This is a genomic window from Prevotella herbatica, assembly GCF_017347605.1.
In the GTDB taxonomy this organism is placed as follows: domain Bacteria; phylum Bacteroidota; class Bacteroidia; order Bacteroidales; family Bacteroidaceae; genus Prevotella; species Prevotella herbatica.
The window spans coordinates 1043488-1060000 of record NZ_AP024484.1; the positions used below are offsets into that span (position 1 = coordinate 1043488).

6 protein-coding genes (1 of these 6 cut by a window edge) are annotated in these 16513 nt (G+C 39.2%); all 6 read right to left on the reverse strand.

All coding sequences use genetic code 11. The features are described 5' to 3' along the window. Nucleotides 1-31: 31 nt before the first annotated feature. Tightly spaced (at most 14 nt apart), the 6 genes in view from prwr041_RS03855 to prwr041_RS03880 form a layout consistent with a single transcriptional unit that may run on beyond the window. Nucleotides 32-3049: a glycoside hydrolase family 2 TIM barrel-domain containing protein gene (locus prwr041_RS03855; RefSeq protein WP_207155047.1), complete on the reverse strand. Its 3018-nt coding sequence runs from the start codon at nt 3047-3049 to the stop codon at nt 32-34. Next, nucleotides 3046-6867 carry a malectin domain-containing carbohydrate-binding protein gene (locus tag prwr041_RS03860; RefSeq protein WP_207155048.1) on the reverse strand — a complete coding sequence of 1274 codons (3822 nt, stop codon included), beginning with the start codon at nt 6865-6867 and terminating at the stop codon, nt 3046-3048. Before prwr041_RS03860 ends, prwr041_RS03855 begins: the two co-directional genes overlap by 4 nt. Before the next feature lie 14 nt (nt 6868-6881). Next, entirely contained in the window at nt 6882-9551 is a 2670-nt protein-coding gene (locus prwr041_RS03865) for an alpha-d-galacturonidase (protein WP_207155049.1), read from the reverse strand. Between the two features lie 4 nt (nt 9552-9555). Further along, on the reverse strand, nt 9556-13419 hold the full coding sequence (locus prwr041_RS03870; RefSeq protein ID WP_207155051.1) for a family 78 glycoside hydrolase catalytic domain: 3864 nt from the start codon (nt 13417-13419) through the stop codon (nt 9556-9558). Next, nucleotides 13420-14889, reverse strand: a complete 1470-nt coding sequence (locus prwr041_RS03875; RefSeq protein WP_207155052.1) for a glycoside hydrolase family 140 protein — start codon at nt 14887-14889, stop codon at nt 13420-13422. Further along, nucleotides 14886-16513, reverse strand: the 3' portion of a protein-coding gene (locus prwr041_RS03880; RefSeq protein WP_207155053.1) for a glycosyl hydrolase family 95 catalytic domain-containing protein. The gene runs 844 nt beyond the window's last position; 1628 of the gene's 2472 nt are visible here — the last part of the coding sequence; the start codon falls outside the window, past its right edge; the stop codon is at nt 14886-14888. The genes prwr041_RS03875 and prwr041_RS03880 overlap by 4 nt, the downstream gene beginning before the upstream one ends.

Consider the following 16513-nt stretch of genomic DNA (forward strand, 5'->3'; position numbering starts at 1 on the left):
CCTGTTATATCAGCATATTATAGTCTGTTGATTATCTCATGTACATACGGAATTTAAAAGTATGGCTTTTCGTTCTGTCAATAGAATATTTCTTCAATACTCCTGGTCCGCAGCTACCATTACCTAATCCCAATACAGCACAGTTTATCTTGAGATAAGTATATTTCGATGGTTTGAGTTGATAGTCATGTGCTGCTGTGGCAATATCAATATCAGAATAATGCAAAGCCGAGAAACTAAAAGGAGCATCATCGGCTTCTATTCTAAAGATACGGCCATCAGAACTTTTTAACTGCACCATTGAACAATCCTCATGATTACCATTGTCCTGAGGGCGTGGATAGTGAGTATACTGATTTGTAACATTACTTTTCCACAAACCAACAACAGAAGAGTGTTTACGATCGGGATAATTGTCCCAAGGTCCACGACCATACCATGATAACTGTTCATAATCACATGGTAACTTTATGACAATACCGAGACAAGGCAATTCCGGTAGATCACCTTTACAGTCAAAACGCAAACTATCGGCAGATTGCGTAACCACGATCTTACCCTTTGGATAACGATATTCAGTTATCTCATCATTTATTTTGCAGACTGTAGGTGAATCAAGTCTATTATTTTTCCAATCTTTTGCTAACCAATTTCCAAAGCCAGTATCATTGTCTGTCGGAGCACGATAGAAATTCGGAATTACATTAAAACCACAGTCCTTGATTGACTTACGCACAAGTTTACGTTCTCGTTGTATCTTACCAGCCGCACTCACAAGATTATCATGTAATGCTGTCTGATATGTTATAACATTGTTTCCATTACGATCAAATACGTCTATATCCAATCTATTATCATCATCTGAATGACAACTATATTTTGAAGCCTGCCCAATCACTGCGCTGTCTCCAGGCATTACATCAGGTAAGAAGAGTGAACCATGTCTGCTTTCATACCCATTCTCCATAATTCTATATGAAGCTTTAAATGCAGAAAGAGAAAGATGCGAACATCTGTTTACTACGAATATGGAATCACCATGTCTGCTAAAGCGTACAGGAGAATAGACATATTTAAGTTCCTCATATTTGGATGATGTAGAACGATCAGCAAACACAACGCCATTTAGACAAAAAGCCTTCAGATTAGGTGTATCTCCAAAGTCACCACCATATAGGATGCCTTTATCTTTTGAATATATACCTTGGTCAACCCAATCCCAGACGAAACCACCTAGCATTCGTCTGTTACTATATATCTCATCCCAATACTCACTGAAATTACCTAGTGCATTACCCATGCAATGAGCATACTCACTAGTAAGTACTGGTCGGTTATCATTTGTTTTTTCAGCGATTTCAAGAAGTCTTTCCCATCGTGCATTCTCAGCTCTCTCCTTATCGGCACCTACAGGAATACCAGGATTAAGATATTCCTGCATCACGCGAGGATAAAAACGACTCACGACATCTACACATGCAGGATCAGGATTGCCATCATATCCCTGGGCACCTTCGTAATGAACAAATCGTGTAGGATCAAATTCATGAAGCCAACCAGCCATCGTTGCATGATTAACACCAAACCCACTCTCATTTCCCAGACTCCAAAAAACAATGCATGTATAGTTTTTGTCTCTCTCCCCCATTCTAATAGCACGGTCAAGGAAAGCCTCAGTCCAATCGGGAGAAGAAGTAAGAGTTCCACGAAGTCCATGAGTTTCGCAATCAGCCTCATCCATAACATAAATGCCTGCACTGTCACACAATTCATACCAACGTGATACGTTTGGATAATGACTAGTTCGGACAGCATTTATATTTGCTGCTTTCATAAGTTTTATATCCTGCTGCATGCGTTGCTCTGTCATTACACGTGCAAGTTTTGGGTCATGTTCGTGCCTGTTTACACCACGCAGTCTCACTTGCTTACCATTTACCAAAAGCATTCCATCCTTTATCTTATAATCCCTGAAACCAAGTTTCTGTTCGGTTTGCTGAATAACATTACCCAAAGAATCAACAAGCTGAAGTCGTAGATTATAGAGATAAGGTGTTTCTGATGTCCAAAGATGTGGATTATTCACAACAGCCGACATACGAGCAAACTTGCTTCTACCTCGCTGTGGAAACCATTCATTCATATTTGCAGCCTTATGGTCTATATCTAGAATGTCTGACACATCAGCAGTTAACTGAACAACACTACCACCTTTTTCATCAGAAAGTATAGCCTTTACCTTGTATCCGGCACCTGTCTCATTATCAAATACACGTAGTTTTGGATTGATCTGCAATTCAAATTTACTGAAACTAGAATCTACAGCAACAGTCCTTACGGCATAGTCACGCAACTGCACATCCGGAGTTGAAAATATAGTTACGCTGCGCTGAATACCACCAAAGCGCCAGAAATCCTGATCTTCCAAATAGCTTGCATCACTATACTTATACACCTCAACCGCAATGTCATTGGCTCCTTTATTAACATAACTGGTGATGTCAAATTCAGAAGGTTCCATAGATCCCTGAGAATATCCAACCTTACGCCCATTTATCCAAAGATAGAAAGCAGACTGTACACCATCAAAACGAATATAATAGCGACGTGCTGACTGTCCGTTATCAGGAATAATGAAAGTACGGCGATATTGTCCTGTAGGATTACGCTCACTGAAAGTTGTCCAATTATGCTTTGGTTCTTTCATCACATAAGGAGGATCTATCTTAAAAGGATATCCTGAAGATATATATATCGGTGTACCATATCCGTTTACTTCCCAGTTTGCAGGGACGTCAATATCTTTCCAATCAGTACAATCATACTGAGGTGAATAGAAATTTAAAATACGTTCATCAGGAGTTTTAGTCCATCTGAATTTCCACTTGCCGTTGAGCGATATTTCACTATCACCTTTATGTAATGTAAAAGGCATAAACGCTGCACGAGCTGGTTCACGATTTATCTGTAACACGTGATTATTCTCCCAATCGTTTGCTGAAATCGGGAGACTTATTAAAAACAGAAGTGAGAATATTATATGTTTCATTGTATTTCTAGAGTTTCAAAATCAACACCTTTGGCATTTGATATAATTATACGATACTTTCCTGCATTAATCTGAGTTCCCGTAGTTGTAGAAAGTATTCTGAACTTTGCGGGAGTTGTTGGGAATGTGATATCACTTGCATGAACAACAATGCCTTTATTATCAACTATTGTCAATCGTGCTATAATAGACTTAGCTGTCATATTGCGATAACGAAATCTAAGAGCATATTCCCTTGCCACCCCCGGAGTTATAATCCACTCGCCTTTTCCCACACTGTTATATTTTACGGTAGGGAATGTCTCTGTATCTTTAGGCAACAACGCTTTTGGATACTTAGCAATAGTATCATTATCCAGACTATGCCAATAGTTGGAAGGCAGCGCTGAACTGTAATCAAAACTTTTGGCTTTACCTCCGTTACATGCTACAGCTATTGCTGAAACCACAGCTTGTCCAGCTTTAACTTCGGGAAAGCTTATCGTCAACTGATGATTTAAAGCCCTAGCATATACAATGCGTTTATATGCTCCGGCATAACCAGCCTCAGCCCATAAATCAACATCATCAACAACAACAGAATCGTTTACGGCTACATCAAATATTCTTTCACCCTCACAATCTATTGCAGCCCCATATCTAGCGCCAAGCCAAGGTTCTGCAAAATAGAGTTCTATTCGATAGATGCTGTCATCATCAACTTTAAAATGATACTTCAACTTATGGCGTCCCCATCTGAAATAACTGAATAAATCAGCATCATTGGTTCCATGTATTTTTGATGTTATATGTCCCTGACTTGCCATAAAAGGATTCAAGCCAAACTGTGATGACCATGATTCTGAATATTTTGAGTTATCCTGACTCCAAGCATTGCCATAGGAATCAACATAAGCATCACCGCCACAGTTTACACGAAACATATATGAATAACCATCAGCTGGTTTTAATATATCAACATTCCTATCAGCAGCTGTTGGGGTCACTGTATCAACTTCAGCCTTAGCATAATGATTTCTATACCAATAGAAAGCCTCAGTTGGTTGTTCCCACGGAGAAAACAAACCTTTATAATTAAAAGGTCCAACCTTATCAATACGTCTTACTGATTCATCTGGTTGTACACGTCCTGGATTTTCGTGCGAAACGAATATCCATTGAAAATGACCACATACACTATCCTTCACACTTTCTGCCAAAGTTGCTTTCTTTGCCAATAGTTTTGTAAACGATTCTTCTGAATAGCGTTCATCTCCATGAAGTCCAAGCGTACGCCAAGCTCCATATTCTCCATTCAGTAACTGAGACGGCAGCTTTAGTTCTTTAGCGTAATTATCAGGATTTCCACCATAAGTTCCACTCCAGTTTTGTATTACGTTCCAATCAGTACCCTCTCCACCATTGCATGTTGTTATAGCACGTTGATCACGACATGTAGGATCCATTTCACGAATGATAGCAGAACACTCTTCAGTAAAATTCTTTGGAAGAGCACTTTCATTTTGTAATCCCCACAATATGATACTTGGAGAATTGCGACGTTCCTTGATATAACGTATGAGCATCTTCTTGAAATTACTTCTGAAAGCATCTGTGTCATACCATATATGAGCAGAGAACTGACTCCAGAATAACATACCATCACGGTCCATTAATTCCTGATAATAAAGATTATGCGGTTGATGAGCCTCACGGAAGGCATTGAATCCTGCCTGTCTCATCATCTTTACACGTGATGCGATCTGCTCATTTGAGAACGCATGACTTTGCCCAAACAAATGCTCATAATCACAAGTACCGTTTATAAACACAGGTTTGCCGTTCAATAGAAATTGTCCTTTATGTGCATTATCTTTTCTGTGAACGGGCCAGCTGATAGATCTTATGCCATAAGGTGTAGAGACTTCGTCGACAGTATTGCCTTCACGCTTTATCATTGACGCAAGATTATAAAGATAAGGACTATCTAAACTCCATAATTCAGGGTTTGAAATCTTTGCATACTGACGTATAACCTTCGTTTCTCCAGGAGCAAGAACTGTATTTTCTGACAATCGGAAATATGTTTTTCCACTTGCCATATTCATTTTGTTTACGAGTTCGATGTCTACCTTCTTATTTCCGTAATTCTTTATTTCGGTATCAATAAATACAGAATCGCAATTGGCATTATTCCATACGTGGACTCCAAACGGTTCTATACGTACGTCGTCTGTTTCAATCAACGAAACAGGACGGAAGATACCAAATGGCTGACTACCTTCAGAGAATCCCCATTCAGAAGAACAGCCTCCGCATACCCATGGACTATCTTTTATATATTCGGGATGATCTACCTCTATGCGTAATTCATTATTACCATCATGCAGCTGTTGGGTAATATCTTCAGTAAATACAGTTCGTCCAACAAGTTCTTTTGGATAACGATAACCATTTACAACTAAAGTGGCATAAGTTCCGACACCTTGCAATTCTAGAAAATAGCGTTTTCCTTCGCTTTTGTCAACCTTTATATTTCTGTGATAAACTGCACTTCCATGCAGGTTTCCATGTTTCAATTGTCTATAACCGTAATAATCATCAAGATTATTTGGCAGACAGACTTTTGTTTCAGGAATAAGCGAAGTTATAGAATCGGCATTTGTGTGAGTAAACTTTACATACCATGACTTATCAAGACTTATTATCTTTCTACGTGAATTGTTTTCTACTTCGGGAAAATTAACATCAGAGCGCCCGATCGGTACACTTGTTGCAACAGCAATACCACGTTGTCCGGCTTTGTTTACGGCACAATAAAAATGATATACTACCCCATCATGCTTTATGACATAGCTTTTATGTGCAAACATTTCATCATAAGGCTTTGACGGATATATAAGATCTTCACCGTTCCAATCCTGCCAGTCAACAAGATTGCGACTTACAGCAAACGTATTGAAAGCATTATATTTACGCGTAGGGTTATAAGCCGAGAAGTAGAACATCACATAAAGACTATCCATCTTTACGATCTGCGCATCACCTGTTATGATGCCTGGTGACTCATGATAATAGACAGGATTACCTGCATAGCGTTGCCATTTCTTCATATTATCAGACAAGGCTATACCTATGCGCTCAGCTTTAAGATTGTTGGCAGGATTAATTCCACCTGCATTATAAAACATCACAAATCGCTTTCCAAGTGTTCGTGACTTATCTTCATATACAGTACTTTTATATTGTACCAATTTCTCCCACCATTGCGCATCCTTATCATGAATGCTCATAAGCGGTTTGTCAGCAGAGTTCCATTCATGTGCAACAGATATATCATTCTTTGTCCATGCCAATCCTATATTCAAAGGCTCTTTCACGGCTTCATATCCAGTGCCATGTCCTCCAATATAGGTCATCCAATATCGCCCGTGATATTTCTTTATTTCGTAAGAGCCGTTCCAAGTCCAGTCTATAAGAGAAGGAAATCCTCCACGCTGATTCATATCCCATCCCATATTTTTATATGACAGCAATCGACCTGAAGTTTTCCAATGAAGCAAATCATCTGATTCAGCCAACCATGTTTCATATCCACGACCGTCAAGTCCATCCTTACCATTGTAAACAACATAAGTCATATACCATTTCCCATTATTACGAAAAACGGTAGGACAGTCTATTTTATGATAGTTGTCTTTTGGAACTACTGCCATTCCGTATTTATATGACGTCTTCACCTGTTCATACAGACACTGCATCTGAACAGGAGTAAAACCGTCATTGGCAAAGAGCTTGGCAGTAAAGAATAATAAGACAAAAAACAATCTATATCTCATAGCTCTTCATCTTTTTAATAAAACAACCAATCTATCGCCTTATCTGTTCCAGACAGTCCGGCATCACGTTGCTGTATATTTTCTGACGTATATCCAAGAACCAAAAGAATACCTTTTGGCAACAATAAAGTATGACTTCCTGCATTGAAATCATATTTATGAAGATTTACCTGTGGCATACCGTCTATAAGTATTGCCGAGGTTATCATTGGTTCTGCCTGTCCATAGTCATTAGCTGTAGCGTCAATCTCTAGTTTTGGAGCACTTGCATACTTCATCTGGTCGTCACGGAAATAACCTACAAGAAGATGTACAGGAGTATCACACTTAAATTCTATCTTTGTAGCACTATCACGCTGCTGTTTACTGTTCAGCACATAGGCATTCATACCCTTTAGCTCTGAAGCGAAATCAGTAACGACACTATCCATATCAGAGAACAGACGCACTCCCTTAGCAATCTTGACTGTTTTCACATCGTGCGGTAAAGTGACATTAGCTGGATGTAAAGGTTTTACAGCCATGGCAACAGTATGATATTTACCTTTTGAAATATCTTTGAGCATTGCTATATTCTTTTTCAGATTATTCAGTTCCAGTTGATACTGTGGTAACAGCTCCTGCCAATGCTTCATCTTTCCATTGTCACCTCCTATCGGAATACGACGTTGTGCAGTCTGCATTGAGTTGGCATATAGATATGTATCTTTAGTCAAATTAACAAGCTTTTTATAATGCATCACGCTCTTTTCCAACAATACCACTGCGGTATCAAGTTGGTTGATGTCTTTTCCCCATTTATAGTTTAACACATGCTGTGCTGCTTTAACCTTGAAACCAAACGACCATGCAAACTCCTTATAACAGTGCATATCATTACGCAAGCGATTAAACTCATCTTTATGTTCTGTAACTTTATCAGCAACGGCATCAATCGCAGCAACAGCCTTGTCGCCATGAGCTTCAGTTTGGGCAACTATATCAAGAGGAAGTTCACCTATATGCGGTTCGTGTTTCCATTCCTTCTCAACATATTCTATAAGTTTCTCGCCCTCAGGTCCACAACTCTCATAGAATCCTGGGTATATAGTATATTTATAAGGATTAACCAACTGACTCATCATCATACCAAGAAGTAATGTCTGACGATTTCCTTCTGTTATTCCAAAACGTCTTAACAACTTTGGAGCAATCTCTCCACTTTCATCATACGCCTTACGTATACTGTCAGCAACGCTCTTGTTGTCACTGCAATAATATGCTGACAGCACATCATCCCAATAATGTCCTTCCTCAATTACATTGCGTCTGCAGTTCCATGCATAACGTCCCCAAGTCTTATACCACATCCAGTCACGATCCAATTGCCTTTCACGAAGTCCATCAGGCAACTTGTCGGCTGTATATGGCCAATCCCAATAACTAGCCTGAGGATAAAGATGCAAAGCGTTTGCATGGTGAACATCATGCATAGCCATAACAGCCTTTTGAACAAAAGACGGTGACGACCAACGCCAAGGTTCAAGATTGGCTAGTATATGAACATTGCTTATATGCGTTGTTCCTAAAGCAGCTAAATCTGTATGTATCTTTGCCCAAGGTCCTCGTGGTTCGTATGTAGTGAGGGATTCACCATTGTATTTGTGCATTGTGTACAGATTCTTATATAGAGGAAGCGAAGCTTGCATTACAGCTTTACAATCTGTATCGTGGGCACGCAACAATATAGGCGGTTCATCATTACGTCCAAGAGCCTTTAATCCATCTTTCACTCCTGGTATAATAGTCTTCGTCATCCATTCCACATCATCGTCATAAGTATCCATCGCCTCACCAAGACATACAAGAAGTCCTACATTTGGATATTTCTGAATAAAGGCTGCTATACTTTTGCGTGTATAGTCACTTATCAATGGAGTTATAGGGCGATGTCTGTCTTGCGTTTTCAATCCATAATGGTCGGCAAAAGGCTTTGATAAGATAATATTATAAAACATTTGTATAACAAATATTCCCCTTTTGTCAGCTTCATGGGTAAGGAAAGAGTATATTTCTTCATTCTTTTTGAAGGTCTCTTCATCTACTTCTAAAGCAAAAGGATAGTCTTTGAGTTTCACCAATGAAGCAAAAGGATGACCATTCCATAAATACAATGAATTCATCTTGTTGTCTACAAGCATATCAAGATATTCTATCCATTGTTTTTTATCATAAAACCATGGAAAGTTTTCGGGTGTATATGGATATTCATATACCTGATGTCCGGGGAGATATACGGTCTTTTGCAATCCTACACATGAACCACGCAAAACCATTTCTGGATTTTGCTGAATATTGCCTATGTTGAGATTATGATGCAGCGCTGCATACTCTGCAAGCTCATTACATCCATATATCACTCCTGAACCATCATATCCGTCAATAAAGATACGTTTTTTTGCAGAAGTGATTCTAAAACCTTCTTTCTTTAGTCCTGTAGTATCAGTTGCTAATCTGAGATATATTTTATAATCGTTTCCATGATTAGGAAAAGTATATCCCAATACCGACAATTTCTTTTTGATATACTCGGCAGCATATTCCACTCTGGAATTTGCTTTAGAAGTGGTTACTATTTTAATAGAGTGCGCCTGTGAATAAGCACACAACATAAGTATGATGAGTATAGTATTTAATCTTTTCATAAATTTATTTGAGCTTGCTCAAGTCTATTTTTTTATAAGCGATGAGTTGTCTTCTCCATGTATATACACAATGCAGATTTCCGTCCTTTCCCTGAATTATTGCAGGGTATGAATACTGACTAACAGGACTGTCCTCAAGTGTTAGCACATGACGCCAATGAGTTCCGTCGTCGGATATTGCAATGCTTAAAGGAGTGCGTGGTCCTTTCTTTGTACTAGGTATGGTTTCAAAATCATTGTATATCAGAACATGACGACCGTCTTTAAGCGTAACGGCATCTGTTCCACTTTGATTATTCGGAACATCCGTCAAAGTAACTTTACTCCATGTATCTCCATTGTCTGAACTGAAAGATGTAGCCAACTTAGCGTTATGAGTACGCATAAGAACTTGTAGGCGACCGTCTTTAAGTTTTAATATAGATGGTTGTATACTATATATATATTCTGGTCCTTTTCCTTCTTTATATACTGGATTTGTCATATTGCTTGCCGTAACGACATCGTCAGTACGTGCAGTCTTTTCAGCATCTACAATTCCAACATATTTCCATTTACCTGTTTTTAAATCGAGTATTTCAACATGAAAGCGCCATCCGTTTTTCTCTGTGCTCGAACCGCATATCAGTCTGCCGTTAATCAATTCTGGCTTATTCTTCACAGGTCCGATGAATCCTTTAGGCAAAGGTTCTCTTTCTGTCCATGTCTTTCCACCGTCTCGTGACTTCACGAGCCAACCTGTCCAGTCGTCTACTGTAGCACCGACTTTATAGAAAAGCCATATATCTCCGTCTGGCATTGTAAACAACACAGGGTTCCAACAAGCTTTGCGCTTCAATGTTCCAGACATTGCAACCTTACGATACTTTATTGGTCCCGCAGAAGCTGGTGTTGTCTTTGCATCTACTCCTGCTAATTCAGCATCAGCCGTTCCCAACTGAAACACTCCGTCACCAGCCATTATAGGAGCTTCCCATTTATCAGCACCCTTTGGTTTTCTGCTGACCCAGATACATACATCCGGATTACGTTCTTTTGTTCCACCAAAATATGATGCGACTAAATCACCGTTTTTTAGTTCTGTTATTGTTGAAGCATGAGCTTCTGGGAATGTAGCATTATCATATAGGAATTCATCTTTTATGATTGCTGTGTTGCGAGTTGGAATTTCGATATTAAAAGAATATCTACCCGATCCAACTTCCTCTGTTTTGCCATTTGGCATATATAGTGTAGCAGTTGTATTTACTGGTATTTCTACATTCCAATGTAATTTCTGTAATGTCTTATCCCATTTACTCACAACTTTTCCGTATGGTGTTTCGTATGAAGCATTTACATTAAAGCAATTCTGTATATCGAAAGAAGGTTTCAAGATGATGTGTTTATATGCGACACTATTTCCAGACTGACTGATTCCTCCAAGATATTTATAACACCATGTCAGCAAGTCACCAAGCAACATTACGTGGTTTCCAGAATTCATCTTTGCATCTGCCTTGTCACCATTCCATAGTTCCCAAATTGTCGTCGCTCCGTTTTCAGCCATATATCCCCAAGAAGGGTATGTCTTGTTGGTTGCTAAAAGATATGCAACATCTGAGAAACCATTGTCGGAAAGTGATCTTAAAAGCCAACTGATACCAATAACGCCACATGTGACATGACCATCACCAACTGATATTATATTCGTAACTACATTTTTTACGACTTCTGCCTTTATGCTATCTGGAACAATACCAAAAGCTAAAGGAAGAAGATTTGCTGTTGCTGTGTTATTACCATAGAATACACTGTCTGGATATAATACATGTCCAGGACGTAGAGATGTACCACGCTTTACTGTAAGGAACTTATGATTGAACGCATCTGTCATTTCCTTGCGTTTACTCTCCCAAAGTTTGGCATCTTCGTTCATATTCTGCAACTTGGCAAACTTCTCCATAAGCTGCAAAATCCTTACGCCGTAAGCTGTAGATATGAGTTGTCCATTTGTGTTGCGCGAAGGATCTTCACTATGTATGAGCTGTAATTTCTCTGGTGGGACACACCAATCGCCATATTTATCCTTTGTTATTATTCCGTCTGTTTCATATTCATTCAGCATGTACATCAGCCATTTTTTGATCGAAGGATATGAATTAATTATCGGTTGCGAATTACCATACTGTTCATACAGCATATCACATGCAAACGGAAAAACAGCAGGCCAAGTCATATTGTCTTCATAATAGTTCCAGAATGCTGGCGTTACATTAGACATTGCTCCGTCATAGCGTACTCCATCACTTAAATCATGCATCCACTTGGCATAAAGACATTCGTTATCAAACAGGTAACTTTCGCCAAGACATCCCACAGTGCGATCACCCAACCATGGTTGACGCTCGTTTCTTTGTGGACAGTCTACTGGCATACCTTTATAATTACTTTTTATTCCCCAAAATGCATTATGGATGACCTTATTAAGAATTGTATCAGATGTTGTCAATTCGCCTGTTGCCTGCATATCGTCGCCAACAGTAAATGCAGTAAAATCTTCTTTCTTTGCTGTTGCCACATTGCTTACTTCAGCATACCTGAAACCATGATATACAAAAGTTGGTTTCCATATATTTCCTTGTTCCTTACCATTGCATACATATATATCCGTGGAATTGGCATTTCGCAGATTGGCGGTATAAATACTTCCGTCCTGATTAAGTTTCTCAGCATATCTCACCTTTATAGAATCACCTTTTTCTCCACGTGGAATGAATCCAATCCAACCAGCCATATTCTGTCCGAAGTCGAGAATATACTTACCATTGACTTTCGTGATTGATATTGGATTTCCGTATCTTTGCTCCACCATACAAGGTGTCATCTGTGCACGCAGTTCACCTTCAGGCACGGCTGCTCTGATGGCATTTATCCATTTTGAATCATCATATCCAACAGTATTCCATCCAGACATTTCCATACGGGCATCATATTCCTCACCGTCATATTCATTTGTATTACGTATCGGACCATTGAAACTTAACTTCCAACTCTGATCTGTTGCCCATGTTTCCGTTGTTCCATCCTGATATTCAACAAGGATGTTTATTCTACATTTTGGCAATCCAAATACAGGAGACTTATAATACTTCTCCTGGCGCATAGGGAAATATCTGCCTGCTGCCAAAGATATACCTATTGCATTATCAGACTGTATATAATGTGTGATATCGAAAGTATTGTAATATACCGTTTTACGATAATCTGACAGTACTGGTTTCAATACCTGATTATCTCCTATCTGTTTTCCGTTTACGTAGAAATCATAAAGACCTAATCCTGCAACATAAGCCATTGCACGGCGCACAGTCTTCTTGGTTTTGAATTCTTTTCGCAAGTATCTTACAGCAAGTCTGGTATGAAGTCCACGCTGCTCACCGGGTTGAAGTTCTTCCAATCCTATCCACTGACCTTTCCATCTGTTTTCACCCAACAGAGCCATACCAAAATGTTGTACTTGGCTCCACTCGCTTTTACCTTTATTTGTAAACACGCGCACTCTCCAAAAAGCCTCGTCGTTGCTTTTCAACGCCTGACCTCTATACTCTATCCATAGTTGATTGGCTGATTCTACCTTTCCTGAATTCCATAAATCAGCCTTGACTTCATCTAGTTTTTCTGGCGATGAAGCCACTATAATCTGATAACCTGTCTGTACGACATTACTACCGTCAGAAGATATTTTCCATGAGAATCTAGGAGTTGTGATATCAATGCCTTCTGGATTCTTCAGATTTTCGGTCCTTATATCATATACTCCGATGTTTGCCGCAACCATTTGCAACGGCAACATTATAACTATGAATATGTATAGTAGTCTTTTCATTTATTCGTTCAGATTTCGTTTTTTGTCAGCCAGACGTTGATTTAATATTTTTGTCTGTTCACGTGATAGATAGTTCTTATCTGCATCTATAGCTATAAGTACCCTATCATTAATTTTATCGGTCTTCTCTATCTGAGGTGACACTGTTATGATTTTATTATCAGCAGTCCCGATAAAAGATATAGCACCGTCAGAAGGATTAAACCACCATAGAAGTTTTTTCTTACCCGATATTTTTCTTAGGTCTATTTTCATCTCATCACTGTTATAATTATATACCATCAGATAATCTTTACCTCGTGTAGCAATAAGTCTGTCATATTTTACTCCATTCTTGCCAGCGATAATACTCTGGTCGGGTATTCTGTCAAAATAAGGAAATGACAACATCAGATCAATAAGATATTGCATCTGATTGTAACCTGGATCCTCAAGTCCTTGATACCATGCTTTTACTGTTCCGTCACTTCCGTAACCAGTAGGATAACCAGGTTTGAGCATCTGCATAATAGCATTGTGTCCGTATGTGTGTCCGCAACTTCCTGCAAATACGCTCCAATATGCATAACGACGCACATCATAATCCTGCCAACGAGCCTCATTTGCGTCATGAAGTCCCTTTGGTATATCCTCGTAACTAGGTTCATCATCAAGAACGGGCTTTATTGGTTTGTACGCCCATGTTAAATCCACATACATCCAATTGTCTTCCTCTGTACTGTCAGGAATTGGATAGTCTTTATTCCCCATGCGCTGACCGTATTTGCGGTGCCCACTCTGGAATGTATGGAAATCCATCCACGAAGCTTTACTCCACCATTTGGCTGAAGTGTATCTTCCACGTGGATGATATGTCATGAGATGCTTATTGTCTATGCTTTTTATTGATGTAGCAAGAGCGTTCCATACTTCAGGATGTATATCGCCTTGTATGTCGCCTCCCATTATCCATATTATGTTCGGACTATTCTTATATCTCTCGGCAAGAAACTTTCCATAAGCTTTAGCTTGTTCGGCATTGATATTTCCAGCCTGTACCTGTGAGCCCCATATAGCTACCATACCGATGTATATTCCGTTTTGTTCTGCTTTACGAACGATATAATCCAAATGATCCCAATACGAATACACTCCTTCTGGATCGGCTTTCGTAAAGTCCCATCCATAAGGCAACGACTGCTGTCCGTATATGTTATATGACGGAACAGCATCCATTACCTGAATCTGTACCATATTATATCCTGCTCTGCGGCATTTGTTGAAATAGTATTCTACTTCAGCTCTATCAAGATGTTGTGGAACAAGCCAACCTGTATCACCTAGCCAAAAAAATGGTCTACCGTTTTCAAACTGTAGGTAGCGGTTATTAGAAGAAATCACTAGTCTTCCGTTATCCCACGGTTTTTGGGCATGCCCCATTATCGTTGCCAATCCTAATAACAGACACATCGATAATATTTTCTTTTTCATAATATTCTAATTATTTGTCCTTTTTCTGTATTTATATCATATAGATAGGTCTTTGGAAGACTTATCTTACTTTGCTTTGCATCTGAATTATTTATCAGCTGTGCTGCAGGATAATTTGCAAAGAAAGGATTTATATTCTTTCCTCTAGCTTTGTGCAATGATTTTATCGGTGCATTTAATCTTAGACGGAGGTTTCCTCCAAGTTCAGATTTAACGACTAGACTTGTCAACTTACCTTTACGCCACGACATTGTGATGATTTCAAAACCACCACGTGTTTTTAATCCTTTTACTGTTCCCTGTTCTTTCCATACATCTGGTAATGCTGGAAGCAACGCAACGCATCCATCATGACTCTGCATCAACATTTCAGCGATTCCTGCTGTACATCCAAAATTACCGTCTATCTGGAACGGTGGATGTGCATCAAAAAGATTTCTATATGTTCCACCTTTCTTCTTTACATTTCCATAGGCTAGAAATCTGTCATCAGTCAGCGATAATTGATTATGTATCAACTTATAAGCATGATTACCATCTAACAATCGTGCCCATAAACATACTTTCCATCCCATACTCCAACCAGTACTTGGATCTCCACGATGAATAAGTGATGTACGTGCGGCTTCAAGCAATTCAGGTGTACGATATGGAGATATCTGTGTTCCTGGAAAAAGTCCATATAGATGACTTACATGGCGATGATTATCACTAGGATCATCCCAGTCTTTAATCCATTCCTGCAACTGTCCCCAATGTCCTATCTGTATTGGCGACAACAGTTTCAATCTTTCAGTATAGTGCTTTGCAAGGTCTGAATCTTCAGATAACACATTTGAGGCAGCAACAACATTATTGAATAATTCATAAATCAACTCATTATCCATTGTTGTTCCGTATGTTATTGGAAGCATGCCATCTGGGGAAGGATGAGAGTTCTCTGGAGAAACCGCAGGAGAGATTACTAACCATCCATGCTCTGGCTCTTTTATTAACATCTCATCCAGAAATTTTGCGGCTCCCTTCATGATTGGATACGCTGCTTTCAGAAATTCTCTGTCACCGGTATATAGATAATGCTGCCATAAGTGTGAGCATACCCATGCACCACCTGTCATCCACATTCCGCTTGTAGCATGGTCAACGGCTCCTGTTATGCGCCAGATATCCGTATTGTGATGCAACACCCATCCGTCTTTATCATACATTGTACGTGCAGAAACGGTTCCCGTCTTACTGACTTCTTTTATCAATCTGAAAAGAGGCTCGTTTAATTCTGTTAGGTTTGTTGGTTCTGCTGGCCAATAGTTCATTTCCAGATTGATATTGGTTGTATATTTAGAATCCCATGCTGGTTCCAACTTATCATTCCAGATACCTTGTAAATTTGCGGCTTGACCTCCAGGCTGTGAACAACATATAAGAAGATATCTTCCAAACGTGAAATATGTTGATACAAGCCAATTATCATCATGCTTTTCAAAATTTATCAAACGCTCATCTGTTGTTAAGTCAGAATATTTATCTTCCCCAAGATACAGTGATGTGCGATGCATATAATTTTGAAACAGTTTCACATGCTCTGCTCTACTCTTTTCGTAGTCATGTAGCATTGCGCTTTTTA